Annotated in this window: 27 protein-coding genes and 1 tRNA gene; 18 read left to right on the forward strand and 10 right to left on the reverse strand. The window is 69.8% G+C overall.

Annotated elements, in window-relative coordinates; genetic code table 11:
- Nucleotides 1-19: 19 nt before the first annotated feature.
- Together AC2YHJ_RS03310 and gltS are read right to left on the reverse strand one after the other, a co-directional pair.
- The gene (locus AC2YHJ_RS03310; RefSeq protein WP_487393945.1) at nucleotides 20-1,468 is read right to left on the reverse strand and encodes a TAXI family TRAP transporter solute-binding subunit; all 1,449 of its coding nucleotides are present in this window, start codon (nucleotides 1,466-1,468) and stop codon (nucleotides 20-22) included.
- A complete protein-coding gene (gene gltS, locus AC2YHJ_RS03315) occupies nucleotides 1,468-2,652 on the reverse strand; it encodes a sodium/glutamate symporter (RefSeq protein WP_487393947.1) in 1,185 nt (394 codons plus the stop codon). Before gltS ends, AC2YHJ_RS03310 begins: the two co-directional genes overlap by 1 nt.
- 208 nt (nucleotides 2,653-2,860) lie before the next feature.
- Between gltS and acpS the strand changes: the two genes are divergently transcribed.
- The 8 genes from acpS to AC2YHJ_RS03355 all read left to right on the forward strand — a co-directional run bounded on the left by acpS (nucleotide 2,861) and on the right by AC2YHJ_RS03355 (nucleotide 10,104).
- Complete coding sequence (acpS, locus tag AC2YHJ_RS03320; protein WP_487393949.1) at nucleotides 2,861-3,268, forward strand: holo-ACP synthase; 408 nt, start codon at nucleotides 2,861-2,863, stop codon at nucleotides 3,266-3,268.
- A 90-nt stretch (nucleotides 3,269-3,358) separates the two neighbouring features.
- Nucleotides 3,359-4,114: a signal peptidase I gene (gene lepB, locus AC2YHJ_RS03325; protein ID WP_487393950.1), complete on the forward strand. Its 756-nt coding sequence runs from the start codon at nucleotides 3,359-3,361 to the stop codon at nucleotides 4,112-4,114.
- Entirely contained in the window at nucleotides 4,111-4,779 is a 669-nt protein-coding gene (gene rnc, locus AC2YHJ_RS03330) for a ribonuclease III (protein WP_487393951.1), read from the forward strand. Before lepB ends, rnc begins: the two co-directional genes overlap by 4 nt.
- The gene (gene era / locus AC2YHJ_RS03335) at nucleotides 4,776-5,675 is read left to right on the forward strand and encodes a GTPase Era (protein ID WP_487393952.1); all 900 of its coding nucleotides are present in this window, start codon (nucleotides 4,776-4,778) and stop codon (nucleotides 5,673-5,675) included. The genes rnc and era overlap by 4 nt, the downstream gene beginning before the upstream one ends.
- Nucleotides 5,672-5,890, forward strand: coding sequence for a hypothetical protein (locus AC2YHJ_RS03340; protein WP_487393953.1), 219 nt, complete (start codon nucleotides 5,672-5,674; stop codon nucleotides 5,888-5,890). Before era ends, AC2YHJ_RS03340 begins: the two co-directional genes overlap by 4 nt.
- A gap of 1 nt (nucleotide 5,891) precedes the next feature.
- Nucleotides 5,892-6,629, forward strand: coding sequence for a DNA repair protein RecO (gene recO, locus AC2YHJ_RS03345; protein WP_487393955.1), 738 nt, complete (start codon nucleotides 5,892-5,894; stop codon nucleotides 6,627-6,629).
- Between the two features lie 37 nt (nucleotides 6,630-6,666).
- Nucleotides 6,667-8,889: a DNA topoisomerase IV subunit A gene (gene parC, locus AC2YHJ_RS03350; protein WP_487393956.1), complete on the forward strand. Its 2,223-nt coding sequence runs from the start codon at nucleotides 6,667-6,669 to the stop codon at nucleotides 8,887-8,889.
- 72 nt (nucleotides 8,890-8,961) lie between these two features.
- Complete coding sequence (locus AC2YHJ_RS03355) at nucleotides 8,962-10,104, forward strand: alpha/beta hydrolase (RefSeq protein WP_487393957.1); 1,143 nt, start codon at nucleotides 8,962-8,964, stop codon at nucleotides 10,102-10,104.
- A gap of 23 nt (nucleotides 10,105-10,127) precedes the next feature.
- On the opposite strand, the gene AC2YHJ_RS03360 is transcribed toward AC2YHJ_RS03355, so the two are convergent.
- Nucleotides 10,128-10,709, reverse strand: a complete 582-nt coding sequence (locus tag AC2YHJ_RS03360) for a hypothetical protein (RefSeq protein WP_487393958.1) — start codon at nucleotides 10,707-10,709, stop codon at nucleotides 10,128-10,130.
- Nucleotides 10,710-10,816: 107 nt separating this feature from the next.
- Nucleotides 10,817-12,043 (reverse strand): tyrosine--tRNA ligase, encoded by a 1,227-nt coding sequence (tyrS, locus tag AC2YHJ_RS03365; RefSeq protein WP_487393959.1) that lies wholly within the window; start codon nucleotides 12,041-12,043, stop codon nucleotides 10,817-10,819.
- A 66-nt stretch (nucleotides 12,044-12,109) separates the two neighbouring features.
- Here tyrS and AC2YHJ_RS03370 point away from each other — a divergent pair, with 66 nt between their 5' ends.
- On the forward strand, nucleotides 12,110-13,204 hold the full coding sequence (locus AC2YHJ_RS03370) for an anhydro-N-acetylmuramic acid kinase (RefSeq protein WP_487394295.1): 1,095 nt from the start codon (nucleotides 12,110-12,112) through the stop codon (nucleotides 13,202-13,204).
- Between the two features lie 169 nt (nucleotides 13,205-13,373).
- Complete coding sequence (locus AC2YHJ_RS03375; RefSeq protein WP_487393960.1) at nucleotides 13,374-14,090, forward strand: DUF1194 domain-containing protein; 717 nt, start codon at nucleotides 13,374-13,376, stop codon at nucleotides 14,088-14,090.
- Between the two features lie 66 nt (nucleotides 14,091-14,156).
- Here the strand turns inward: AC2YHJ_RS03375 and AC2YHJ_RS03380 are convergent, their stop codons facing one another.
- The 4 genes from AC2YHJ_RS03380 to AC2YHJ_RS03395 all read right to left on the reverse strand — a co-directional run bounded on the left by AC2YHJ_RS03380 (nucleotide 14,157) and on the right by AC2YHJ_RS03395 (nucleotide 17,618).
- The gene (locus AC2YHJ_RS03380) at nucleotides 14,157-14,714 is read right to left on the reverse strand and encodes a hypothetical protein (RefSeq protein WP_487393961.1); all 558 of its coding nucleotides are present in this window, start codon (nucleotides 14,712-14,714) and stop codon (nucleotides 14,157-14,159) included.
- A 104-nt stretch (nucleotides 14,715-14,818) separates the two neighbouring features.
- Nucleotides 14,819-15,718: a dihydrodipicolinate synthase family protein gene (locus AC2YHJ_RS03385; RefSeq protein WP_487393962.1), complete on the reverse strand. Its 900-nt coding sequence runs from the start codon at nucleotides 15,716-15,718 to the stop codon at nucleotides 14,819-14,821.
- Between the two features lie 5 nt (nucleotides 15,719-15,723).
- Nucleotides 15,724-16,689, reverse strand: coding sequence for a tripartite tricarboxylate transporter substrate binding protein (locus AC2YHJ_RS03390; protein WP_487393964.1), 966 nt, complete (start codon nucleotides 16,687-16,689; stop codon nucleotides 15,724-15,726).
- 260 nt (nucleotides 16,690-16,949) lie between these two features.
- Nucleotides 16,950-17,618, reverse strand: coding sequence for an alpha/beta hydrolase (locus tag AC2YHJ_RS03395; protein WP_487393965.1), 669 nt, complete (start codon nucleotides 17,616-17,618; stop codon nucleotides 16,950-16,952).
- A gap of 389 nt (nucleotides 17,619-18,007) precedes the next feature.
- Between AC2YHJ_RS03395 and AC2YHJ_RS03400 the strand changes: the two genes are divergently transcribed.
- Entirely contained in the window at nucleotides 18,008-18,490 is a 483-nt protein-coding gene (locus AC2YHJ_RS03400) for an Rrf2 family transcriptional regulator (RefSeq protein ID WP_487393967.1), read from the forward strand.
- On the forward strand, nucleotides 18,487-19,581 hold the full coding sequence (locus AC2YHJ_RS03405; RefSeq protein ID WP_487393968.1) for a cysteine desulfurase family protein: 1,095 nt from the start codon (nucleotides 18,487-18,489) through the stop codon (nucleotides 19,579-19,581). Before AC2YHJ_RS03400 ends, AC2YHJ_RS03405 begins: the two co-directional genes overlap by 4 nt.
- Nucleotides 19,582-19,649: 68 nt before the next feature.
- Here AC2YHJ_RS03405 and AC2YHJ_RS03410 read toward each other — a convergent pair whose 3' ends face one another.
- On the reverse strand, nucleotides 19,650-20,618 hold the full coding sequence (locus tag AC2YHJ_RS03410) for a 2-hydroxyacid dehydrogenase (RefSeq protein WP_487393969.1): 969 nt from the start codon (nucleotides 20,616-20,618) through the stop codon (nucleotides 19,650-19,652).
- Between the two features lie 244 nt (nucleotides 20,619-20,862).
- Between AC2YHJ_RS03410 and AC2YHJ_RS03415 the strand changes: the two genes are divergently transcribed.
- The 6 genes from AC2YHJ_RS03415 to AC2YHJ_RS03440 all read left to right on the forward strand — a co-directional run bounded on the left by AC2YHJ_RS03415 (nucleotide 20,863) and on the right by AC2YHJ_RS03440 (nucleotide 25,216).
- On the forward strand, nucleotides 20,863-21,345 hold the full coding sequence (locus AC2YHJ_RS03415) for an ester cyclase (protein ID WP_487393970.1): 483 nt from the start codon (nucleotides 20,863-20,865) through the stop codon (nucleotides 21,343-21,345).
- Nucleotides 21,346-21,755: 410 nt separating this feature from the next.
- On the forward strand, nucleotides 21,756-22,946 hold the full coding sequence (locus AC2YHJ_RS03420) for a cysteine desulfurase family protein (RefSeq protein ID WP_487393971.1): 1,191 nt from the start codon (nucleotides 21,756-21,758) through the stop codon (nucleotides 22,944-22,946).
- Between the two features lie 2 nt (nucleotides 22,947-22,948).
- Nucleotides 22,949-23,278, forward strand: coding sequence for a ferredoxin family 2Fe-2S iron-sulfur cluster binding protein (locus AC2YHJ_RS03425; protein WP_487393972.1), 330 nt, complete (start codon nucleotides 22,949-22,951; stop codon nucleotides 23,276-23,278).
- A 4-nt stretch (nucleotides 23,279-23,282) separates the two neighbouring features.
- Nucleotides 23,283-23,984, forward strand: a complete 702-nt coding sequence (locus tag AC2YHJ_RS03430) for a TenA family protein (RefSeq protein ID WP_487393973.1) — start codon at nucleotides 23,283-23,285, stop codon at nucleotides 23,982-23,984.
- 31 nt (nucleotides 23,985-24,015) lie between these two features.
- Nucleotides 24,016-25,119, forward strand: coding sequence for a tRNA 2-thiouridine(34) synthase MnmA (gene mnmA / locus AC2YHJ_RS03435; RefSeq protein WP_487393974.1), 1,104 nt, complete (start codon nucleotides 24,016-24,018; stop codon nucleotides 25,117-25,119).
- Nucleotides 25,120-25,139: 20 nt separating this feature from the next.
- Nucleotides 25,140-25,216, forward strand: a tRNA-Met gene (locus tag AC2YHJ_RS03440).
- Nucleotides 25,217-25,697: 481 nt separating this feature from the next.
- Here the strand turns inward: AC2YHJ_RS03440 and AC2YHJ_RS03445 are convergent.
- Nucleotides 25,698-25,904 (reverse strand): hypothetical protein, encoded by a 207-nt coding sequence (locus tag AC2YHJ_RS03445; protein WP_487393976.1) that lies wholly within the window; start codon nucleotides 25,902-25,904, stop codon nucleotides 25,698-25,700.
- Nucleotides 25,905-26,184: the final 280 nt, after the last annotated feature.

Raw genomic sequence — 26,184 nt, forward strand, 5'->3', positions numbered from 1 at the left:
CCTCTCCGACGAAGCCTCCCTACCGCGACGCTGGCCGTGCCAGCCCGCTTGCCGCCGGGTGCAGCGGCAGCGGAATGCCGTGCCCCGCCGCGCCCGGCGAGACCATCAGCGCCAGGGGCTCGCGTTCCCGGGCACCGATCCGGCCCAGCACCGCCTGGCCGACGCGACGGGCTTCAGCCTCGGTCAGGCGCGTATCCGTCACCAGCAGCGCGGTCACCGCCACGGTCGGCACCGCCGCCGACTGCCCGGCATAAGCGCCGGCAGGGATCGGCAATGGCACCAGGCCGGAAGCGGCGAGCCGCCCCGCCAGCGCGGCTTCGACCGGCAGCAGGCGCAGGCGGGCCGCGCCGAAGGCCTCGACCACCGGCGGGAAGGGCGCGGCGCCAACGAGCATCACGGCATCGACGCGGCCCGCGTTCAGTGCTGCGAGTGCCGCCTTGGGATCGAGCGTGGCGGCCTCCGGCGCTTCCGCGACGGCGATGCCGGCGGCGGCCAGGACCTCCATCGCCGTCACCCGGCTGCCCGAACCCGCGAGGCCGGGCGCGACCCGCCGCCCGGCGAGGTCAGCCACGCCGCGCGCCGCATCATCGGCGCGCACGACGATGTGCAACTGCTCGGGGAACAGGGCGAGCAGCGCGCGCAGCGATTCATTCGGCCCGGCCTCGGCGAAGGGGCCACGGCCGGCGGCGGCCAGCGCGGCGACATCGGCCTGGGCGAAGGCCAGCGAGACGCGGCCGTCCCGCAGCAGGGTCAGGTTCTCGACGCTGCCGGCGGTGGGCAGCACCACCAGGCGGACGCCCTGGGCCTGCGCATCCGTGGCGAGGGCGGCGGCAAGCCGGGCATAGGCCCCGCCTGGTGGGCCCGCCGCCACCGGGTAGCCCGCGGTCAGCCGGGCGAAGCGCGCCTCGATGTTGCGCCGTGCGGTCTCCAGCTCCTGCTCGATGATCGCTTCGCCGGTCGGCGCGGTATGGGCGGGGGCGGCGCGCAGCGTCTCCGCCAAGGTGGCAAGCAGGCGTTCAGCGGCACTTGGCTGGCCGGGCGGGCCACTGATGGTGGTGTCCACCGGGCCGGGCACGGCGACGGCGACCCAGCCGTGGCCGTCCCGGCGATAGGGCAGGGTGCCGAACACGGTCAGCCGGTCGCCGGCCTGGTTGCCGCCCAGGGTCAGCCCGGCGATGCCAGCGGAACCGGTGCCGAGCACGCCGGCCAGCAGCTGCGCATTGGGCCCGCCCCACTGGCCGAAATCGACCGGCCGGTCGAGCCGCAGCCGTGCCTTGAAATACACCACCCGCCCGCCGTCGAGGGTTTCCATCCGGCCCTGCCGCTCGATCGATTCGATCGTCAGCGCCTGCTCGGGGAAGGCGCTGCGCAGTCGGGCCTCGACATCGCGGCGTAGCTGCGCGGCATCGGGCTGTTCGCCGCAGGCGGCGAACAGCAGCAGGAGCAGGATCGGGATCAGGCGGCGCATCAGGTGAACCATGGCAGGGCCAGGAAGCCGGCCAGCACGCCGGCATTGACGAGGTCGATGAAGAAGGCGCCGGTCAGCGGCACGATCAGCGTCGCCGTCGGGCTCGGGCCGTGGCGGGCGGCGAGGGCCTGGGTGATGGCGACCGCCGTCGCCGTCGAGCCCATGCAGAAGCCGATCACGCCGGCGGCCATCAGCGCGGCATCGTAGCTCCGCCCCATGCCGGGGAAGGCGATGAACATGGCGTAGAGCGCGCAGGCGACCGTCTGGGCGATCAGGATGGCGGCGAGCGGCCCGGCCAGGGTGGCGAATTCCCACAACCGCATCTGCATCATGGCCAGCGACAGGAACAGGCCGAGGGCGACGCCGCCGAGCAGGTCGGTCGGCCCCGTGCCCATGCGCCACAGCCCCGCCGCCTGCAGCCCGTTGCGCAGCAGCACGCCGGTCAGCAGGGCCCAGACGAAGGCAGGCAAGGTCAGCACCCCGCCGGCCATCATCTGCGCGAGTTCGCCGCCCACGATCATGCAGAAGGTGATGGCGGCGAAGGCGGCGATCGCCTTGGTGATGGTGACGTGCTCGGCCGCTTCCTGCCGTTCCTGCGCGATTGCCGCCGCGCTGCCAGCCAGGCGGTAGCGGGTGATCAGGATGTTGCCGACCGGCCCGCCGGTCAGCCCGCCCAGCACCAGACCGAAGGTCGCCGCCGCCATGGCGATCGGCAGCGCGCCGGCGAGGTTGTAGCTGTCGGCGAACAGATCGGCATAGGCCGCACCCGTACCATGCCCACCGACCAGGGTGATGGAGCCCACGATCAGCCCCATGGTCGGCGGCAGGTCGAGCATCCAGGCGGTGCTCATCCCCACCACATTCTGCAGGGCGACGAAGGGGGCGAGCACGGCGAGGTAGCGGATCAGCACCAGCCCGCCGCGCGCAAGGTCGCGGAAATCCGCCGACAGCCCCACCGTGGCGAAGAAGGCGAGCAGCAGGGGGCGCGACATCACCGGGTCGAAGCGCATCTCGAACCCCGCGACGGCCTGGGCGGCCCAGGCGGCGAGGGCGAAGATCAGCCCGCCGGTCACCGGATCGGGGATGGCATAGCGGCTGAGGGCCGGGACCGCCCGGTTCACCACCGTGCCGAGCAGCAGCACGCAGGCGGTGGCGAAGAGAGTGGCGACGGCAGACAGGCTCATGCGCGCATCCGATGCTTTCGCGGATCGTTGCAGTCTGGCGAAGTCGTGGCCTCCCTTCAACGCGCGGCGGCGTGTGGTTGGCGGCGGCGCCACGGTGCGGCGTCGCCGTCGCTGCGATATAAGGGTGCATGATCAATGGCCCGGACCCCTCGATCGCCGCTCGCCCCCGCCACGCCGCCGCACCGGGCGGGGCGGCGGAGATGCCGCGGTGATCATCGGCATCGGGTCGGACGTGCTCGACATCCGGCGTCTGGAGAAGACCATCCAGCGGCACGGCGACCGCTTCCTCGACCGCATCTTCACGCCCGTCGAACGCGCCAAGGCCGAAAAGCGCACCGAACGCATCCGTGCGGCCACCTATGCCAAGCGCTTCGCCGCCAAGGAGGCGGCCTCGAAGGCGCTCGGCACCGGCTTCCGCGCCGGGGTGTTCTGGCGCGACCTTGGGGTGGTGAACCTGCCATCCGGCCAGCCCACCCTGCGGATGACCGGGGGGGCGGCGGCGCGGCTCGCGGCCATCACGCCGCCGGGGCACCGCGCCGATGTGGCCCTGACCATGACGGACGAGTTTCCCTACGCCCAGGCCGTGGTCATCATTACGGCCGTGCCGCTTCCTTGACAGCGCGCCCCCCCGCTGTTTTCCCTGCCGCCTCCGCGCCGCCCCGGCGCCGGGCCCACCCCTGACCAGGCCGTCGAAGCACCCCACCCCATGATGAAGAAGAAGACGTCCGGCGGCTGGCTGGAGAGCGTCAAGACGATCCTCTACGCGGCGCTGATCGCCATCGGTATCCGCACTGTCGCCTTCGAACCCTTCAACATTCCATCCGGTTCCATGATCCCGACCCTGCTGGTCGGCGACTATCTCTTCGTCTCGAAGTTCTCCTACGGGTATTCGCGGCATTCGATGCCGTTCAGCCCGAACCTGTTCGAGGGCCGGATCTTCGGATCCCTGCCGCGGCGCGGCGATGTCGCGGTGTTCAAGCTGCCGCGCGACGGGACGACGGACTACATCAAGCGCATCATCGGCCTGCCGGGCGACCGCATCCAGGTCCGTGGCGGCATCCTGCACGTCAACGGCCAAGCGGTGCGGCGCGAGAACCTCGGCCCATACACCGTCGAAGGCGACGGCCCACGCATGACGGTGCGCCGGTATCTTGAGACGCTGCCGGGCACGGACGGGCAACCGGGCGTGTCGCACCAGATCCTCGAATCGACCGATGATGGCCCCTTCGACAACACGCCGGAGTTCCGCGTGCCGGAGGGCCACGTCTTCGCCATGGGCGACAACCGCGACAACAGCCTCGACAGCCGGGCGATGAACGCGGTCGGCTTCATCCCGATCGAGAACCTGGTCGGCCGCGCGGAGTTCATCTTCTTCTCGGTGGATGGATCGGCGTCCTGGTGGGAGGTCTGGGCCTGGCCCTTCGCCATCCGCTGGAGCCGAATCTTCTCGGCCGTGAGATGAGCGGGATCGAGGATCGCCTCGGCCATCGCTTCGCCGATCCGGCACTGCTGACGCAGGCGCTGACCCACCGCAGCGCGGCCGATGCGCGCGGTGGCCAGCTCGATTCGAACGAGCGGCTGGAATTCCTGGGCGACCGCGTGCTCGGCTTGGTGATGGCCGAATGGCTGATCGAACGCTTCCCCGCCGAGCGGGAAGGCAATCTCACGCGCCGGCTGTCGTCCCTCGTGGCGTGGGAGACGCTGGCGAAGGTCGGTGACGCGGTGGGCCTTGCCGAGGCGATCCGCATTCCGCCGGGCGAGGAACGCGCCGGGCTGCGCGCCCGCCAGACGGTCATGGCCGATGCGGTGGAGGCGCTGCTCGGCGCCATCTATCGCGACGGCGGGCTGGAGGCGGCGCGCGGCGTGATCCATCGGCATTGGGCGGCGCTGCTGGATGCGGATGTGAAGCCGCCGGTCTCGGCCAAGAACCGGCTGCAGGAATACACGTTGGGGCGCGGGCTCGGCCTGCCGCAGTATCGGGTGGTGTCCTCCGCCGGCCCGTCCCACGCGCCGCTGTTCGTCATCGCCGTGCTGGCGGCAGGGCGGGAGGCCGAGGGCGCGGGCGATTCGAAGCGCGCGGCCGAACTCGCCGCCGCCGAGGCCTGGCTCGCAGGAGTGGAAGCATGAGCGGCACGACACATTGCGGCTTGGTCGCCATCGTCGGTGCCCCCAATGCCGGCAAGTCCACCCTGGTCAACCAATTGACCGGGACGAAGGTGACGATCGTCTCGCCCAAGCCGCAGACGACGCGCTTCCGTATCCGCGCTGTTCTGATGCATGGCGCGGCACAGATCATCCTGGTGGATACGCCGGGCATCTTCGCGCCGCGCCGGCGGTTGGACCGCGCCATGGTCGCCGCCGCCTGGGGCGGCGCGCAGGACGCCGATGTGGCGCTGCTGGTCGTCGATGCGCGGGCCGGGCTGACGGACGCCGTGCGCAAGATCGCCGAGGGGCTGGCGAAATCCCGCCAGCCGGTCTGGCTGGCGCTGAACAAGATCGACCTGATCCCGCGCGAGCGGCTGCTGCCGCTGACCGCCGAGCTCAACGCCATCCTGTCCTTCGCCGAGACCTTCATGATCTCGGCCGAGAAGGGGGAGGGCATCGACCGCCTGCAGGACCGCATGGCTGCGGCGATGCCCCCCGGCCCCTACCTGTTTCCCGAGGACGAACTCACCGATCTGCCCAACCGGATGCTGGCCGCCGAGATCGTGCGCGAGCAGATCCTGCGCCAGACGCATCAGGAAGTGCCGCACCACGCCTCGGTCGAGACCGAGCAGTGGACCGAGAATGCCGACGGTTCAGTGCGCGTGGATTGCACCGTCTATGTTTCACGCGCGACGCAGAAGGCGATCCTGATCGGGGACAAGGGCAGCCGTATCCGGGCGATCGGCCAGAGCGCGCGGATCGAGTTGACCAAGCTGCTGGAACGCCCGGTGCACCTGTTCCTGAACGTGAAGGAACGGGAAGGCTGGGACGAGGAACGCGCACGGATCCGGGCGATCGGTCTCGAGGATATGGGATGACCGTCCGCCCGGGCTGGGTGAAGGCCTGGGTTGTGACCGGACTCCTGGCCGGCGTCTGGGTGGTCCTCCTCGTCGTCGCGCCCGACGAGTGCAACATGATCGGCCGCTGCGACTGGTGGAGCCGCTTCGGCGTGTTGCTGCTCGGCGCGCCGGTGGTGGCGCTGGCGGCCCTCGCCGCGCTTGTGATGAGTGTCCCGGCCTGGTTGCGCCGCTGAGATGGACTGGTCCGCCCCCGCCGTGGTCCTCGATGTCCGCCCGTTCGGGGAGGGAGCGGCGATCGTGACACTGTTGACCGAGGAGCATGGCCGCCATGCTGGCCTCGCCAAGGGCGGCGCGTCGCGCGCCCAGGCTGGGCTTTGGCTGCCGGGCAACCTGGTGGAAGCGCACTGGGTCGCGCGCCTCTCGGATCAGCTCGGCGCACTGAGTGGCGAAATGGTCCACGCGGCCGCCGCGCTCGCGATGGATGACCCGTTGGCCCTGTCTCTCCTGTCATCCGCCTGCGCGATCGCCGCGGATGCGCTTCCGGAACGGGAAGCGCATCCGCGCGCCTTCCATGGCCTGGTCTCGCTGATCGGCCATCTGGCCGGCGGCGCGGAGGGCGTCTTGGCGGATTATGTGCGGTGGGAAGCGCTGGTGCTGGCCGAACTGGGCTATGGCCTGGACCTGTCCGCTTGCGCAGTGACCGGGGCGGCGACCGGGCTCACCCACGTCTCGCCCCGCACCGGCCGGGCCGTGAGCGCCGAGGCGGCCGCGCCCTATGCCGGGCGGCTGCTGGCCCTGCCAGGCTTCCTGCTGGGCAATGAGGGCCCCGGCGACCCCGCGGCCTGGGATGCGGGGCTGCGCCTGACCGGCCATTTCCTGGAACGCGACGCCTTCGGTGCCCGGCACCGCCCGGTGCCGGAAGCGCGGCACCGGCTCGCGGACCGGGTGGCGGCGCTGGCCGCGGCGGTGTAAGCCCCCCGTTTAGAGAACGAAGCGCGAATCTATTCCCATGCCCGACGACCTCAAGGACCTGCCCGACGGCGGCAACACGCGCGAGACGCGCCTCGCCGATGCGCTGTCCGAGCGCTACTTGGCCTATGCCCTGTCCACCATCACCGCGCGCTCCCTGCCGGATGTGCGTGACGGGCTGAAGCCGGTGCATCGCCGGTTGTTGTGGGCGATGCACCAGCTGCGGCTGGACCCGGCGACGGGCTTCAAGAAATGCGCCCGCATCGTCGGCGACGTGATGGGCAAGTATCACCCGCATGGCGACAGCTCGATCTATGAGGCGATGGTGCGCCTCGCGCAGGAATTCGCCGCGCGCTACCCGCTGGTCGAAGGCCAGGGGAACTTCGGGAACATCGACGGCGATAACGCCGCGGCCATGCGCTACACCGAAGCGCGCCTGACCGAGGTCGCCAAGGCGATGCTGGAAGGCATCGAGGAGGATGCGGTCGATTTCCGCGCCACCTATGACGGCGAGGAACGCGAGCCGATCGTCCTGCCCGCCGCCTTCCCGAACCTGCTGGCGAATGGCGCGGCGGGCATCGCCGTAGGCATGGCGACCTCGATCCCGCCGCACAATGCGGGGGAGCTGTGCGACGCCGCACTCGCGCTGATCAAGGACCCCGGTGCCGACCTGATGCAGCACATCAGCGGCCCGGATTTCCCCACCGGCGGCGTGCTGGTCGAACCTGCCGAATCCATCCGCGACGCCTATGAGACCGGCCGCGGCGGCTTCCGCGTACGCGCGAAGTGGGAACGCGAGGCGCTGAAGAACGGCACCTGGCAGATCGTCGTCACCGAGATCCCGTACCAGGTCCAGAAGGCCAAGCTGATCGAGCAGATCGCCCAGCTGCTTGAGGAAAAGAAGCTGCCGCTGCTCGGCGACGTGCGCGACGAAAGCACCGACGTCGTGCGCCTGGTGCTGGAGCCGAAGACGCGCGCGGTCGAACCCGCCGTGCTGATGGAGACGCTGTTCCGCGCCACCGCGCTGGAATCCCGCTTCCCGCTCAACATGAACGTGCTCGATGCGAACCGCACCCCGCGCGTGATGGGATTGCGGGAGGTGCTGCGGTCCTGGCTCGACCATCGCCATGTCGTGCTGGTGCGGCGGACGGAACACCGCCTCGCCGCGATCGCGCGGCGGCTCGAGATCCTCGACGGCTACCTCGTCGCCTACCTCAACCTCGACGAGGTGATCCGCGTCATCCGCAGCGAGGACGAGCCGAAGCCGGTGCTGATGGCGACCTTCTCGCTGACGGATCTCCAGGCGGAATCCATCCTCAACATGCGCCTGCGCGCCCTGCGCCGCCTTGAGGAAATGGAGATCCGCAAGGAGCACAAGAAGCTCAGCGCGGAACAGAAGAAGCTGCAGGGGCTCTTGGCCTCGGAAGGCAAGCGCTGGACCGCGATCGCCGAGGAGATCGCGGCGACGCGCGCGAAATTCGGCGACGGCCCGCTCGGCAAGCGGCGCACCGAGACCGGCCGCGTCCTGCCCGCCGTGCTGGTGGACGAGACCGCCTTCGTCGAGCGCGAGCCCATCACCGTCATCCTGTCCGAGAAGGGCTGGATCCGCGCGCAGAAGGGGCACATCGCCCTCGATGGCGAGATCCGCTTCAAGGAAGGCGACGGGCTGTTCGCCGCGCTGCATGCCGAGACGACCGACCGCATCGTGATCTTCGCCACCAACGGCAAGGCCTATACGCTCAAGGCCGACGCCATTCCGCGCGGGCGCGGGGATGGCCAGCCCGTGCGGCTGATGGTCGACCTCACCAACGAGGACGCGGTGGTGACGATGTTCGTGCATGAGGAAGGCAAGCGCTTCCTGCTCGCCGCATCCGACGGCAAGGGCTTCGTCGTGAAGGGCGAAGACCTGCTGGCGGAAAAGCGCACCGGCAAGCAGTTGCTCAATGTCGATGCCGCGGCGGAGGCCGCGATCTGCACTCCGGTCGAGGGCGACACCGTCGCCGTGATCGGTCAGAACCGGAAGCTGTTGGTCTTCCCGCTGGAACAGGTGCCGGAGATGAGCCGCGGCCGCGGCGTGCAGTTGCAGGCCTATCGCGACGGCGGCTTGTCGGACGCCAAGGTGTTCACCAAGGCCGAGGGCCTGTCCTGGACGCTGGGCGGACGCACGCGGACGGAGACGGACCTTCGCCAGTGGATCGGCAACCGTGCCGGCGCCGGCAAGGCGCCGCCGAACGGGTTCCCGAAGGCGAACCGCTTCGAGTAGCCGTCGCGGCGCAGTGACTTGCCAGGGCGGCCCGCGAAGGCGCAGGGTTTCTTCCGCATAGGGAACGAAACCATGGCACCTCGCGCGGCGACGGACCCGAAATCCCTGGTCGTCTTCTACGCGACCAATCGGCGACGCAACTCGGACGCCTTCGACGCCATCAGCGGGGAGGTGCCCGACAACCGCAAGCTCTGGCTCGGCAAGGCCGCCGTCGAGATGATCGGCGACCCGGAGCAGACCGAGGCCCGCCGGCGCCTGCTGGCGCATCCGGAAATCCCGGGCGACGACGATTTCGCTGACCCGGATGCCGGCTCCGCCGCAAAACTGCTGGACGCATGGCTCGACAACGCGGTGGGCCGGGGTGCGGTCGCGCTGTTCTTCGTGCACGGCTTCGCCAACAGCTTCGGCTCGGCCATCGAACGCGCCGCGCAGATCACCGAATTCTACAGCGAGCAGGTCGCGCTCGCGCCCTTCGCCTTCTCATGGCCGTCGGATGGCCTGGTCATCGACCCGCAGAAGCTTGCCGCGCTGGTCGGTGCCGTGATCTCCCAATACCGGGCCGACCAGACGGATGCGATCGCCGCGGGCGGCGCGCTGTCGCGCCTGTTGCGGGAGATCCATCGCGCCCGGCTGCGGGCGAAGAAGCGCCGCCGCCTGCCGCGCATGGTCCTGCTGGCGCACAGCATGGGCAATCTCGCCCTGGCTGCCGGGCTCGCGGTGATGCGCAACGGCCTGCTGACGGCGCCGATGGCGGGCACCTTCGACCATGCGGTGCTGGTCGCCTCGGACGTGCCCCACAACGCATTGCAGCCGCAGGAGCCGCTGAGCGAGATCGCGCTTCTGGCGGACGGCGTGACGGTCGTGACCAGTCGCGACAACACGCTCGCCATCGCCAGTCGCATCGCCAATGACGGGTCCCGGCGGCTCGGCCATTTCGGCCCGGCGGAGCTGTCGCTGCTGCCGCCGGGGGTGACGGTGGTGGACTACTTCCTGGGGCTGCAGGCCCCGCAGTCCAAGCCGGATCTGTTCCAGGTCGGCGGCACCGAATGGGACATCGTCGAGCACCAGTACTACCGCAACGACCGCAAGGCGCGCGCGGACCTCGCGGAGGTGCTCGCGGGGCGGAACCCGGTGGGGCGCGTGGTGCTCGATCCAGCGGACCAGGTCCAGCACGAACGGGCGCGCCACCAGATCCTGCCCTTCACGGGGGTGTAGCGCCCTGGCAGGCGCTCGCCGGCTCAGTGCAGGCCGGATAGATCCATCGTCGCACCCTGCGCGATCGTGTGCGGGTGGGCTGCGACGATGGCGCGGATCGAATCGGCGTCGGCCTGCGACAGCACCATCATGTGCAGCCCGGTCGGGTCCCACATCGCCTGCACGACGCGCATCGCCTCGGCGCGCATCGGATCGACACCGCCGGTCTTGGCGGTGATCGGGAGGTTGCCCTGCGCATGCAGTGCGATCGCCTCGGCGATGTAGCCGATGGACTCCGCGATCGCCGTCTCGATCTTCCCGGGGTTGAGCATGTCGTGGACGCTGTGCGTGCCCTCATGCGCCAGCAGGGCCCGCCAGTAGTCCTTCTTGATGTCGAAGTCGGAGCGGAACCAGAACTCGTTCAGACCGTATTTCCAGCTGGCGCCGGCGCCGGAGCTCATCGGCAGGGCCGCCGAATCCCGCACCGGGATATCGCCGCTGTCGATCTTCTCGGCGATGAGTTCGTATTGCCCGGGGCTGAAGCGGAAGCCGAAGGCCTCGAAGTTGAGGTAACGGATCTCGCGGCTATGCTTCAGGAAATCGCTGACATCGTCCTTGAGGCTCATGGATCACTCCTGTGATCACCTGGCTTGCCCCTGCGACGACGATATTTATCACGGAGGCGTGCCGTCCACCACGGAGTTGCGGACCGCACGCCTCGGAGTGAAGCCTTTCAGCCTGCGCGCACCAGCACGTGACGCTTGCGCCCGGCCGACAGCTTCGCCGCACCGTCGCGCAGGTCGGCTGGCGTCACGGTCAGCGTCGCATCCGTCACCGACGCGTCGTTCAGCCTGAGGCCATTCTGCGCGATCAGCCGCCGCGCCTCGCCCTTGGACGCGGCAAGCCCCGCCTGGACCGCGAGGTCGATGAACGGCGCGGGCAGGGCAGCGGTGATGGAGGGCAGCGTCTCGGCCGCCGCGCCGTCCTCGAAGGCGCGCCGCGCTGTCTCGGCGGCTGCCTCCGCGGCCTCGCGCCCATGCAGCAGGGCGGTGGCCTCGGTGGCGAGGATCTTCTTCGCCTCGTTCACCTCCGCACCCTGCAGCGCGCCCAGGCGGCGCACTTCATCCATCGGCAATTCGGTGAACAGGCCGAGGAAGCGGCCCACATCCGCGTCCTCGGTATTGCGCCAGAACTGCCAGTAATCGTAGGGCGACAGGCGATCGGGATTGAGCCACACCGCGCCCGCGGCCGTCTTGCCCATCTTGGCACCCGAGGCGGTGGTGAGCAGCGGCGTCGTCAGCACATGCGCATGCCCGCCCGCCATGCGGCGGATGAGTTCCGCGCCCATGACGATGTTGCCCCACTGGTCCGACCCGCCCATCTGCAGCACCGCGCCGTGGCGGCGGTGCAGCTCCAGGAAGTCGTAGGACTGCAGCAGCATGTAGTTGAACTCGAGGAAGGACAGCGAGTGCTCGCGTTCGAGCCGCAGCTTCACGCTGTCCATCGTCAGCATGCGGTTGACGCTGAAATGCCGGCCGACATCGCGCAGGAAGGGGATGTAGCGCAGCTCGTCCAGCCATGCGGCGTTGTCGAGCATCATCGCACCGGCGTTGAAGTCGAGCAGCGCGTCGAAGGTGCGGCGGATGCCGACCTTGTTGGCCTCGATGATGTCTTCGGTCAGCAGTTGCCGCGCCTCATCCTTGCCGGAGGGGTCGCCGACCTTGGTGGTGCCGCCGCCGATCAGCGCGATGGGCCGCCCGCCGGTCTTCTGCAGCAGGCGCAGCAGCATGGTCGGCATCAGGTGCCCCACATGCAGGCTGTCGGCCGTGCAGTCGTAGCCGATATACGCGACGAGCCCGCCCTTCGAGAGCGCGGCATCGAGCTCCGCCTCGTCCGAGGTCTGGTGGATGTAGCCGCGTTCCTTGGCAATGCGCAGGAAATCGCTGTTCGGGGCGCTCATCGTGCTGTCCTGATGCTGCGGGGACTTCCGCCGGAAGGTCCGGGGGGCTAGCACGTCGAGAGCATGCTGAGAACCATCGGGCTGATGAGCGGGACCTCGCTGGACGGGGTGGATGCCGCGTATCTGGAAACGGACGGGGAGACGATCGCGCGGATCGGCCCCCGCTTGACCCTGCCCTACGACCCCAGGCTGCGCCGCGCGCTGCGGGCGCTGCTCGACCGCGCGGAGACCCTGGCCTGGGACGACCCGGACCTGCTGGACGCCGTGAAGCGCCTGACGGACCGGCATGCGGAGGCGGTGGAGGCACTCGGGCTCGAGGCCGACCTGATCGGCTTCCATGGCCAGACCATCCTGCACCGGCCGCCGGTAGCCGGGCGCAACGTCACGCCCTTCACCTGGCAGGTGGGGGATGCGGTTTCCCTGGCGCGGCGGACCGGCATGACGGTCGCCTACGACTTCCGTTCCGCCGATGTCTCGGCGGGCGGGCAGGGGGCGCCGCTGGTGCCGGTGTTCCACCGGGCGCTGTCGGCGCCGCTGCCCAAGCCGCTGGCGATCCTGAACCTCGGCGGGGTGGGCAACGTCACCTGGCTCGGCGCGGATGGCGAGATGCTGGCCTTCGACACCGGGCCGGCGAACGGCCCGCTGGACGACTGGGCGCGGCAGCACACCGGCAAGGACTACGACGCCGCGGGCAAGCTGGCGCTAGCCGGCCAGGCCGATGGGGCGGTGCTGGGGCGGCTGATGGCGCATCCCTATCTGACCGCGCCGCCGCCGAAATCGCTCGACCGGCTGGATTTCGACCGGGCCTTGAAGGAGGCCGGGGCGGCTGAACTGTCGGCCGCCGATGGCGCGGCGACGCTCTGCGCCTTCTGCGCGGTCTGCGTCGCGGCGGCTGCGCGGCTGTTTCCGAAACCGCCGCTGCAATGGCTGGTGGCCGGCGGTGGGCGGCGAAACCCGGCGATCATGAAGGCGCTGGCCGGCGCGCTGGAGGAACCCGTCCGCCCGGTCGAGGTCGCCGGCTGGGATGGCGATGCGCTGGAAGCCCAGGCCTTCGGCCTGCTGGCGGCGCGGGTGGCCCGCGGGCTGCCGATCACCTTCCCCGGCACGACCGGTGCGCCGGCGCCGCTGACGGGCGGGCGCATCCTGGGATCGCTGCTCTGACCGGATGGAACGGGCCGGCGCGGGGTGAATCCGACGGCCCGAGGACAGCCCCGGCCGAATTCCGATAGCGCATCGACCGCGCCTGGTCGCAGGCTGGCCCTGGCCGCCCGATGCCGGCTCTCGCGGATGGACGGCGGCAAGTCGCAACGCAGGGCGGAGACCAGCCACCATGCTGCGGAGGAGCCTTCTCGCGGCCGCCGGGACAAGCCTCGCGCAGGCGCCGGACACGCCCGACGTGCTCCTGGTCCTCGCCATCGATGCGTCGGGCAGCCTCAGCGACGAACACTTCACACTGCAGCGCGAGGGTCACGCCCGCGCGGTGCAGAGCGATGCATTTCTTGAGGCGGTGGCGTCAGGCCCGCGTGGCCGGGTGGCCCTGGCCGCGGTGGAATGGTCGGATCACGATCGCCAAGGTCTCGCCGTTCCCTGGACGGTCGTCGGGAATGCGGCCAGCGCCCACGGCTTCGCAGCCGCATTGCGGCGGGCGCCGAGGCCGATCCCTGGATTCACCTCGATCAGCGGCGCCCTCGACTTCTCGGCCCGTCTGCTTGCGCGCGCCCCCTACGCGACGGACCGCCGTGTCATAGACGTCTCGGGCAATGGGCCGAACAACGACGGGAGGCCCGTGGCCGAGGCGCGCGATGCCGCGGTGGCGGCGGGCATCACCGTCAACGGCTTGCCGATCCTCGATGCCGTGGGCGATCTCGACGCCTACTACACGCAAAGCGTCATCGGCGGCCCCCGGGCCTTCATCATCGTCGCCCGCGACATGCAGAGCTTCGCGCAGGCCGTGCTCAGGAAGCTGGTGGTCGAGATCGCGGCCCTGCCGGCGCATACCCACCCCATCGGCGCGGCACGGCCGCGGACGGGCGGCTTGCCGGGCTGATCGCGCCCGCGAACATCGCCAGCCTGATTGCGCTGAAGGGCTGATGGCGCGACGCGCCGGCCAGGCTCAGGCGTTGCCCGGCGGTAGCGGCGGCGGGCCGAGCAACAGCGCACGCATGCGTTCCGGCCCGATCGCCCGCGACACCTGGCGGAAGCCGCAGAAAGGGATCAGCGCCACGAAGAAGCTGAACCCCGCGAATGCCAACCCCAGCGGGCCGCCACCGCCGATTATGGGAATGCTGGCCGCCAGCGCCTCGCCGTGGATCATGCCGGCGATCACGTGCTCCAGCACATGGATGGCGAGGAACAGCACGGCCAGGATGAAGGCCTCGATGACGATCGGGTAGATCAGCGGGTTGGGCTTGAAGCGCGTGCCGAGACGAAGCTGCTCGGCGACCAGCATCACCTTGCCGAGCACCAGGGCGTTCACCAGGGCCCAGCCATGCGGGGCGAGGCCGAGGCTGCGTTCGCGCAGCACCATGTCCTCATGGACGGTGAAGACGCCGAGCAGCACGTAGAGATAAAGGAAGGCGATGACGTAGCGGCGCAATTCCTCCGCCGCGATATGCTTCGCCTTCTGCAGGCGCGAAGGTGCTGCCTGCGCGGCGGCGCGGTCGTCATGCATCGCTGCGGCTCCTGGCGGCGTTGCGCTTGGTTGCGTGAGCATACATGGCGGCAGCCGCCGTGTCGGTGGCGAAGCCGCCCGGCCCGGCTGTCGATCGCTGGGCTTTACCCCGCCAGCGAGGGCAGCCCCCGGCCGAGCCGTCCCAGGATGGACACCCCCAGCGGGTGCGGCTCCACGCAAGGCCGGCGCCCGTGCGGCGGCGCGATGCCGGCGCGCTTCGCGAAGAACGGCTTGCCATAGGCCGCGAAATGCTCGGCCGTGCGCGGCATCATCATGAAGGTCGCGATCGGCAGCACCGACCGGTGCAGTGCCTCCGCACCCTTCTCGTCGTCGGCATCCATCAATTCCCAGATCCGTGCCTGCACGTCGGCGACATCCGGCGCGGGGATCATGCCCGCGCAGCCGATCCGGTGCGTGTCGGTCAATTCCAGGCCCGCGAGGCCGTTGAAGATCGCGAAGGCGCCCTCGGTCTCCTCGATCAGGCGCTGCACGTACAGGATCGGGCCTTCGCCCTTCATCATGCGGAAATGCGGATGCTGCCGGTTCAGCGTCCGAAGTGCGGAGGCCGACAGCGCCACATCCATCATCGACGGATTGTTCTGCGGCCCGCAGGGGATCGACACGCCTTCGGCCAGCGCGCCCATGAAGCGGATCAGCGCAGCCTCGTTCATGCCGGCGATCTGCGGCGGCTGCAGCACCAGCCAGGCCGCGCCCGCCGCTTCCGCCGCGCGTGCGACTTCCAACGCGGCGGCCACGCCGGATTCGTTCACCGTCACCGCGACGGGCAGGCGGCCGCCGACATCCTCCAGCACCCAGTCGATGATCGTGCGACGTTCCACCAGCGTCAGCTTGTGGAATTCCGTCACCAGGCCGAGCACAGCGATGCCATGCGCGCCGCCGCGGATGCAGGCCTCGACCTGCGCGCGCATCGCCGCGCGGTCCAGCCGTTCCTGCGCATCGAAGAAGGCGTAGAGGATCGGCCAGACGCCGCGAAATTCCGACACTGGCCTCATTCCTTCCAGGGATGCGCGTTCCACAGCGCCTGGTAGCGGTCGCGCAGCGCCAGCAGCTCGGCGCGGTATTCGTCCGGCGCCAGGAAGCGCAGCGGCAGGCTCTGCTGCGTGGCGAGCGCCTGGAATTCCCGGTCATCCACGGTGCGCCGGACCGACAGCGCAAGCCGCGCCATCACTTCCGGCGGCATGCCCGCCGGCGCGGCCATGCCGCGCATCGACCCTTCCACGATGTCGAGGCCGAGTTCCTTCAGCGTCGGCACCGTGGCCGCCGGCTCCCAGCGCGTGGCACCCATCTGCACCAGCGGGCGCATCACGTCCTGGCGCCATTCGTTCATGCCCTCGGCCATGTTCATCACGGCCACCGGGATCGCGCGGGACAGCAGGTTCTGCTTCACCTGGGCGGATCCGGCAAAGGGGATATGCAGGAAGGACGTGCCGCTGGCGCGTTCGATGGCAAGCATCGCCAGGTGGTCGTCGGACCCGATCCCGGTGGTGCCGTAGCCGATCGTCCCCGGCCGCGCGCGCGCCGCTGCCAGCATGCCCTGGAAATCGCGGAACGGGCTGTCGTTCAGCACCCAGATGCCGCCGGGATCATCGACGATGTTCGCGATCAGGGCGAAATCATCCAGGCTGAAGCGCGCCCGGCGCTCGATCGGCACCGTCACGATGGATGGCGTGTTGATGAACCCGATCGTGTAGCCATCCGGCCGGGCACGGGCCAATTCGCTGAACCCGATCTCGCCGCCGGCGCCTGGCCGGTTCAGGACCACCACCGGCTGGCCGAGATCCTTCTCCATGAACCGCGCGATCGTGCGCGCCGCCGTGTCGGTGCCCCCGCCGGCCGCATAGGCGACGATCATGGTGATCTGCCGGTCCGGCCGCCAGCCGCTGCCCTGGGCCCGGGCGATAGCGGGCATGGCAAGCGTGGCGGTGAGCAGCACGCCGCGACGGGTGGCATTCATCGATCGTTTCCCCCGGAAGGTCGTTGTCGCCACGATGCACGGCCGCGTCCCGGCCGCAAAGGGGCTTCGGCAGCGGGTCGATCAGGCGACACATGTGACATTGCGCACAGCATTGGCCGGCGAGCCGGCGCAGCCTCCGCTCCAGGGTTCCCACCCACAGGCGCGTCGTCCAGGTCCCGTGATGGCATGCGCCGAACATGCGAAGGGCCGCCGGTTGCCCGGCGGCCCTGCTCGAGGCGGAGCGCTGTGGCGCCCGCGCGTCAGTCGGCGGCGAGAGCCATCCGGCCGCGATTGAGCACGCCCATGACGTGGTCCTCGGTGGCGTCCACGACCTTCTCGGTCTGGTCCGGCGTATAGACATGGCCTGCGCCCGGCATCACCCGGTAGTCGATGGTGATGCCCTTCTGGGTGTTCAGCTTGTCCACCAGCTTCCGCACCGACGGTTCCGGCACCAGCTCATCATCCGCGCCGTGGAAGATCAGCCCGTTGCAGGGGCAGGGCGCGAGGAAGCCGAAATCATAGTGCGACGCCGGCGCGCTGATGGAGATGAAGCCGCCCATCTCGGGCCGCCGCATCAGCACCTGCATGCCGACATAGGCGCCGAAGGAATAGCCGGCGACCCAGAGCATCGAGGCGTTCGGGTTGACCGCCTGCAGGAAGTCCAGCCCCGAACAGGCATCCGACACTTCGCCGATGCCACCGTCATAGCGGCCCTGGCTGCGGCCCACGCCGCGATAGTTGAAGCGGAGGACGGAGAAGCCCATCGCCTGGAAGCGCTGGTACAGGCTGTAGGACACCCGGTTGTTCATGGTCCCGCCATGCAGCGGGTGGGGGTGGAGGATCAGCGCCACCGGGGCATTGGGCCGCTTCGAGTGATGGTATCGTCCCTCGAGCCGGCCATCCGGCCCGGCGAACATGACCTCAGGCATCGTGCGTTCAGTCCAATGCTTTGCCGCAGGCCGCTCCAACCTGACTCGCCCCTCGCGGGGCCTGGGCCGGTTTGGCGGCGACCTGCCGCAGTTTGGGGAACCCCGCACGAGTGGCGCTGGGGGTGCGCCTTGCCATGGATCGCTCCGCGCCGCCGGAATTGTTGACTGCGGCGGTCGGAAAACTTAGCGTCAATCCGCGCCCCGGCCCGCATTGCTGCGATGCTGCGAAATCAACGGTCTGGGAGCATTCCATGTTGCCCTGAGGGAGGTTCCCGTGTCCCAGGGCTCGCGCACTATATGGGAACCGGACGTCGATCGCATAACAGAATCACTACAGACCCCCCATGTGTGAACGACGGATCAGGGTTGCGAGGAGAGCGGAGTAGGTCATGCGCTTGTCCACCCGCGGACGTTACGCCGTCATGGCGCTGGTCGACATGGCGGCACGGGAGGGCCGATCCGAGGGCTGCGTGAACGGTCGCCCGGTCACCCTCAACGACATCGCCGCCGCGCAGCAATTGTCGGTGGCCTATCTGGAGCAATTGTTCGGCCGCTTGCGGCGCGCGGGGCTGGTGGCCTCGGCGCGCGGGCCGGGTGGCGGCTACCGGCTCGCCCGCCCGGCCAGCGCCATCCGCATCGCCGAGGTGGTGGAGGCCGCCGACGAGCCCATCGTCGCAACCCGCTGCGAGGAAGGCGGGCCAGGCTGCCTCGGCGGCACGCGCTGCCTGACGCATGATCTCTGGGCCGAACTCGGCGACCAGATTCGGCTGTTCCTGGGCGCCATGACGTTGGCCGATGTGGTGGATGGCCGCGTCACCGGTCGCGCCCGCCCGCCCGCCGGAGCCGAGGCCGCCGCCGGCACCCCGCCGTGACAGGGGGTCTCTACCTCGACGCCAATGCGACCGAACCGCTGCGGCCGGAGGCGCGGGCGGCCGTGCTCGCCGCGTTGGACCTGCCAGGCAACCCGTCCTCGGTCCATGCGGAGGGCCGTGCGGCGCGGCGGGTGCTGGAGGATGCGCGGGCGGCCGTCGCGGCGCGTTTCGGCGCCAGGGCGCAGGATATCGTCTTCACCGCCGGCGGCACCGAGGCGAATGCGCTGGCCGTCCGCGGGCTGGCCGCCGGGCGGCGGGTGCTGCTGGGTGCGACGGAACACCCCGCGGTGCTGCGCGCCGCGCCCGAGGCGGCGCTGCTGCCGGTGCAGGCCGATGGCACAATCGACCTCGTGGCGCTCGACGCCGCGCTCGCCACAGGCGGCCCGGCTCTGGTGTGCCTGATGGCCGCGAACAATGAGACCGGCGTATTGCACCCGATCGAGGCCGCCGCCGCCATCTGCCGCCGGCATGGCGCACTGCTGCATGTCGATGCGGTGCAGGCGGCCGGGCGCGTGGCCCTGCCGCCCGGGGCCGACAGCCTGGCCCTGTCGGCGCACAAGATCGGCGGGCCCAAGGGGGCGGGGGCGCTGCTGCTGCGCCCGGGGCTGGATGTTTCGCCCCTGGTCGCCGGCGGAGGCCAGGAACGCGGGCGCCGCGGCGGCACCGAACCGCTGCCCGCCATCGCCGGTTTCGCGGCCGCCTGCCGCGCGGCGACGGAAGGGCAAGCCGCGCGCCTCGCTCCGATCCGCGATGGCATCGAGGCCGCCATTGCCGCCCTTGCGCCGGAGGCACGCTTCCCTGGCCGGGACGCGCCGCGCCTGCCCAACACGACCTCCATCCTGCTGCCCGGCGTGCCGGCGGAAACGCAGGTGATCGCGCTGGATCTCGCGGGCATGCGCGTCTCTGCGGGCGCGGCGTGTTCTTCGGGAAAGGTCGGGGCGTCCCATGTGCTGGCGGCCATGGGGCTGGGCGCGGAGGCCGCCTGCGCCATCCGCGTCTCGCTGCCCTGGAACGCGCCCGAGGACACCGCCGGCCGCTTCGTCGCGGCATGGGCCGCCATGCGGGCGCGGGCGTCACGGCGGGCAGCGTAAGTGGTCAGGGGGCGAGGGAACTCGCCCCCCGACACCCCCCACTCCTTTTTCTGTCTGTTGGGCTGGCGCTACTGGAGTTCGGGAATGATCCAGAGCGGCGCCTCGCCCCGCGCCACGCGCTGGCAATTGTCGAAGGCATTGCGGAAGCGCGCCGGCTGATTGTCCCAGGTCGGGCCGGCGTAGTGCGGCGTCAGGACGACATTCTCCATCCTGAACAGCGGATTGTCGGAAGGCGGCGGTTCCTGGTCGAACACGTCGAGACCCGCCCCGGCGATCACCCCGCCATCGAGTGCTGCGATCAGCGCTTTCTCGTCGATCACCGGGCCGCGGCAGGTGTTCACCAGGAAGGCGCTGGGCTTCATCAGCGCGAGTTCCGCCGCGCCGATCATGTGTCTCGACGCCGGCGTCAGCGGCACATGCAGGGAGACGATGTCGGAGCTGCGCAGGATCTCGTTCATCAGCCGGAAGCGGACGTCGAGCGCGTCCTCCTCGGCTTCGGAGACACGGCGGATGTCGTAGTACTGCACGCGCATGCCGAAGGCGTTGGCCAAGCGTGCAACCTTTTTGCCGATCGCACCCAGCCCGACGATGCCGAGCACCTTGTCGCGCAATTCGAACAGCTTGGTCGCACCCGGATTGTTGCCGCGCCAGCGTCCACTGACCACGCTGTCATGCTGCCACACGAGACGCCGGCAGGTTGCCATCATCAGCATGATGGCGTGCTCGGACACCGCCGTGGAATTCGCCCCGCCATTGTTGCAGACCGGGATACCGGCGCCGCGAGCCGCTTCGATATCGACCGTGTCGTAGCCGGCGGACAGTAGCTGGAACAGCTTGAGCTTCGGCGCCGCGGCGTAGAAGCTGGCATCGATCGCCTTGTTGCCGAAACCCACGAGGAAGTCGGCGTCGCCGATGGCGGCCTTGAAGGCATCGCTGCCGAAGGGCGCGACGGTCAGTTCCATCCCGGGCGGCGCGATCTCTCGTGCGGTCGGGATGTCGGAGAGCGGGCTGTCCATCATGAGGATCTTGGGCGCCATGCGGGTCTTTCCTGAACGTGCTTGGGATTACGATACGCCGCGCCGGAGACCCGGCAAGCGGGGCGCCTTTACGTGCTCCGCGACCGTGACGGCGACGAGGACACGTTCCGTCGTCGGCGACGGCAAAGCGGCCGAATGGCTGCAACGAACGAAAGCAACGCTGGCTGCGTGCAAGCGCAACCTTCGGAGTGCGGCCACGCCATCCCGTGCGCCACGTTCGGGCCGCAGCTTCGAGGGAAATCCAATGCACGCGCCGCTGAAACGGGACATGGAGATGGACGTCGATACGCTGCACAAGGCCATCGTCGGACGATGGATTGCAGCGTTCTGGGGCGAGCAGCCCGACCTGAGGATCGTGGACGAATTGGCTTCGGCCGACGTGGCTCTGCAGTATTCGACGGAGGGGCCGCTGCGCGGTCGAGAGGCGTTGAAGGCCTTCATCATTGGGCTCCGCGAAGCCTTCCCTGACCTGCGCTTCAAGCGAAGCGGGCCGATGCTCGCTGACCGCAGCATGGTCGTCTACCGGTGGCAGTGCAGCGGGATCCACACTGGCCCCGCCTATCATGACTTTCACATTGGACCGTTGAAGCCTGCTTCGGGTCGGCGGATCGACATGGCCGGCTACGCTGCCGTGAGACTGGAGGGTGAGGTCATTGTCGAAGAGGCCGTGTGGTCGACGGAGCGACAGGCGCAGATGCGCGTCATCCCGGGTGGCCTGGCGACGTAGGGCCGTCCGGGTTGCTGCCTTCTCGCATGGGCTGGCGATTGCCCTGCAAGAGACGCTCGACGAGCATCTCGCGCGGCGTGCGCGCCGTGCAGCGGGCGGCGTTTCGTCTACAGCGATTGCCGGAGGTGATAGGTGACGGCGCCTTGAGGCCCCAGTCGGGGCTTGCAGCATTGCAATAAGTAATAATTCCTAGTATCCTGGCGCCCATTTTTCGGAGGGTGCCGTCGTGCCGCCAGTTCGTCGCAACCCCAAGCCACACGGCGCGACCTGATGCTGTGCGCCGCCCATGCCTTCGTGGTGGGCGCCTGGCGAGCCCGATCCGGCAATTTGTCCAAAATCGACATTGTTGAGGCTTTCTTCAACTCACGGTTGCTCTCCCGCTTTCCGCCTTCCCAGCCCATCTTGGCGCCATGACCGTCCCGCCGAACCGCCCCATCTACCTCGACTGCCATGCCACCACGCCGGTCGATCCGCGCGTGCTCGCCGCCATGCGGCCCTGGTGGGAGGAGAATTTCGCCAATCCCGGCTCCGTCGAGCACGCCATGGGCCGCGCCGCCGAGGAAGCCGTCGAGGAAGCCCGCAGCCACGTCGCCGAACTGATCGGCGCCGATGCGAAGGAGATCGTGCTGACTTCCGGCGCGACCGAGGCCAATAACCTCGCCATCAAGGGTGCCGCGCGCTTCGCGGCGTCCCAGGGGTCGGAACGCTGGCGGATCGTCACTGTCGCGACCGAGCACAAATGCGTCCTCGAAAGCGTGAAGGCGCTGGCCGAGGAAGGATTCGAACCAGTGTTCCTGCCGGTGGACGGCAACGGGCTGCTGGACCTCGATGCGCTGCGCGCGGCGGTGGATGACCGCACGCTGCTGGTCTCGGTCATGGCGGTGAACAACGAGATCGGCGTCATCCAGGATCTGGCCGCGATCGGGGCGATCGCCAAGGAGGCCGGGGCGCTGTTCCACACAGATGCGGCGCAGGCGGCCGGGCGCATTCCGCTCGACGTGGCGGAGATCCGGGCCGACCTGCTGTCGCTGTCGGCGCACAAGATCTATGGGCCGAAGGGGATCGGCGCGCTTTATGTCCGGCGCCGGCCGCGGGTCCGCATCGCCCCGCTGCTGTCCGGCGGCGGGCAGGAACGGGGCCTGCGCTCCGGCACCCTCCCGGCGCCGCTGGTGGTCGGCTTCGGAGAGGCAGCGCGGATCGCCGCGATCGAAGGCCTGCTCGATGCCGGGCGGATCGCCGGGCAGCGGGACCTGTTCCTCGCGGCGCTGCAGGCCGCCGTGCCGGGGCTACAGATCAATGCGCCGGGGGCGCCACGGGTGACGGGCAACGTCAACATCGCCTTCCCGGGCGGTGCCTCGGCGCAGGACATCATGGCGGCCGCGCCCGGGGTCTGCGTCTCCACCGGATCGGCCTGTTCCTCGGCCGAGGTCGAACCGTCCTATGTCCTGAAGGCGATCGGGCTGGAGGAGGCCCGGGCGCGCGCCACCTTGCGGATCGGCATCGGACGCTTTACCTCGCCCGCCGATGTGGACCGGGCCGCCGCGATGCTCGCGGAGGGGTGGCGCCGGGCTGTTTCCGGAACAAGCAGGGCGGCGGAGTAGATATGCCGAAGATGGTCTTCATTCAGCGCGACGGGACGCGCAAGGAAGTGGATGCGCCGCTCGGGCTGTCCGTGCTCGAGATCGCGCACCGCCACGATGTGGATATCGAGGGCGCCTGCGAGGGCTCGCTCGCCTGTTCGACCTGCCACGTCATCGTGGATGCGTCCTGGTTCAGCAAGCTTGCGGCGCCAACCGAGGATGAGGAGGACATGCTCGACCTCGCCTTCGACCTGCAGGAGACCTCGCGGCTCGGCTGCCAGCTCATCATGACCGAGAAGCTGGACGGGCTGGTGGTGAAGCTGCCTGCCGGCAGCCGCAACGCGGGCGGCTGAGGCTATGGCCGCACCGCGCTGGGAGACGGATTTCGGTGCGGAAGGCGGCCTGTTCCGCCGGCTGCGCGCGGCCGCGGCCGAGGCGTGGTCGGGCTATACGTGGCATCCCTTCGTGCAGCGCCTGTCGGACGGGACGCTGCCGTTGCCGGCCTTCCGCACCTATCTGATCCAGGACTACCTGTTCCTGATCCATTTCGCCCGCGCCAAGGCGCTGGCGGTGGTGAAGGGGGAGAGCCTGGCCGCGATGCGCGACAAGGCCGCCGCGGTGCTGGCGATCCTCGACGAGACCAAGCTGCACCTGAAGTACTGCGCGGAATGGGGCCTGTCCGAGGCCGATGTGATCGCGACGCCGGAAAGCGCTGAGACGGTCTCCTACACCCGCTGGGTGCTGGATCGCGGGCTGTTCGGCGACATCCTCGACCTTGAGGTGGCGCTGGTGCCCTGCACGGTCGGCTACGGGGAGGTGGCGCTGCGCGTGCTGGCCGACCCCGCGCGCAGGGTCGATGGCAACCCGTACCAGTCCTGGATCGATACCTACGGGTCCGAGGATTACCAGGCGATGGCGCGCGCCGCCGCGCTGCGCATCGATGCCTTGGGCGTGTCCCATGGCGGGGAAGCACGCTTCGCGCGGCTGGCGGCGGATTTCGCTGAGGCCGCGCGGCTCGAGCAGCGCTTCTGGCAGCAGGGGCTGGACGCGGCGCCATGAGGATCCTCGTCGCCCCCTTAATGGCGCAGCCATGAAGATCCTGGTCGCCATGTCCGGCGGCGTCGATTCCTCGGTCGTCGCCGGTCTGCTGGCCGAGGAAGGCCACGAGGTCGTCGGCGCCACGCTGCAGCTCTACGACCATGGCGCGGCGGTGCAGAAGAAGGGCGCCTGCTGCGCCGGGCAGGACATCCACGACGCGCGCAACGTCGCGGACCGGCTTGGCATCCCGCACTACGTGCTGGATCGCGAGCAGGTGTTTCGGCGCGAGGTGATCGGCGATTTCGCCGACACCTACGCCCGCGGCGAGACGCCGGTGCCCTGCATCCGCTGCAACCAGACGGTGAAGTTCCGTGACCTAGTAGCGTTGGCGCGTGACCTCGGCTGCGAGGCTCTGGCGACCGGGCACTACGCGCGCCGGGTGGAGGGCGCCTCGGGCGCCGAGCTGCACCGGGCCGCGGACCCGGCGCGGGACCAGTCCTACTTCCTGGCGGCGACGACGCGCGAGCAGCTCGACTTCGCGCGCTTCCCCCTCGGCGGCTATCCGGACAAGGCGGCGGTGCGGGCGGTGGCGGCGCGGCTGGGCCTGGCCGTCGCCGACAAGCCCGACAGCCAGGACATCTGCTTCGTGCCGGAAGGCCGCTACGATTCGCTGGTGGCGAAGCTGCGCCCGGATGCCGTGGCGCCGGGCGAACTGGTTCATGCCGATGGCCGGGTGCTGGGCGGGCATGACGGGATCGCCCGTTACACGGTCGGGCAGGGCAGGGGCCTCGGTGGCGCGTCCTGGGATGGTGATGACCGGCTCTACGTCGCCGGGGTGGATGCCGGGCGGCGGCGCGTCGTCCTGGCCCCGCGTGGCGCGCTGGAAACGGCCGAGGCCGCGGTCGGCGAGGTGAACTGGCTGATCGAACCGCCCGCCGCGCCGCTCCGCTGCGCGGTGAAGCTGCGGGCGCGGGAGGTGCCGCGTGCGGCGGTCGTGGCCTGGGACGCGGCGGCGAGCCTGGCGCGGGTGACGCTTGACGTGCCGGGGATCGTGGCACCTGGGCAGGCCTGCGTGATGTATGACGGCGACCGTGTCCTCGGCGGCGGCTTCCTGCGGGCGGCGGGAAGTGTTGACAGGGCGCGGGCCGCGGCCTAACTCGCGGCCCTCGCTTCGATGGCGGCGTAGCTCAGCTGGTTAGAGCACGGCACTCATAATGCCGGGGTCAGCGGTTCAAGTCCGCTCGCCGCTACCATCGAAAGGCCCGGGGGCAAGCCGGGGGCAAGTCTTCCTGGAATCCCCAATTTTCCCGCTGTCGCACGTGTGATGCTCCACGCGGTCGCTGGACGGCGTTTGCAGGCCTCGCCCCCTTTTCCTATGCGGTGGTGCTCCGGCAGGCTGCGTCAGCCGCGCGGCTCATCCGTACCAGGGGATCGTGAACGGCACTCCAACCTCGCCCGCCGGCTGATCCACCCGGCGGGCTTCCTTTTTCGCGTCTGGGACTCGGCGAACCAGCCGGCTGGTTGGCGCCCAGGCGGCACCGCTACATGTTCCGCGTGCCGCGAAACGGTGCAGCGGCCGGAAAAGATCCCCGCCTCACGTCGGCGGCCAGGCGGAGAGCATCAGCGCGGCTGCTATGGCCACCACTACGCCTACCTAGAAGCGCCCATCGGTCATGTCGGTGTCCTCTCGCGAGGGAACGCGGACTGCCCACCCGGGTCTCGTCGCGTCGTCGTTCACCTTCGGAGGCACAGGCCGATCAGGATGCCGGCGACCAGCGCTGCGAGCGTGACTTGGATCGGGCGTTTCTGGATGTGCTCGACTGTCCGCACCGCCCGGTCGGCCGCCCTGTTGACCGCATCCTTCGCCGTATCCGCTGCCGCCTGCGCGGCGTCCTGCACGCGTTCGGATACCCGATCGATCTGCTCGATGTTGCCGCTCATGGGTGCTCTCCTGATGGAGACTCAGCAACGTGCGACCCCCGGTGCAGTTTTGGCCTCGCGAAAGAATGTCGGGGCTGGAGGCGCAGCATGTTGCCGCATGGGTCCGGTTGACCGAAGCGACGGGCGATGCGTCGCAACGCGCGACGCATGAGCCGAGAAAGGCGGGCCAGCAGCCCGGAGACGACAACGCTGCATCGCGCGCGAGTTGGGCATTGACCGCACCGCGGTTCGGCGCGCCGCTGCCGCCCCGGGCCGTGAACAAGGCCGGAGCGCGCTCAGT

This window comes from Roseomonas sp. SRI_022, from assembly GCF_057586215.1.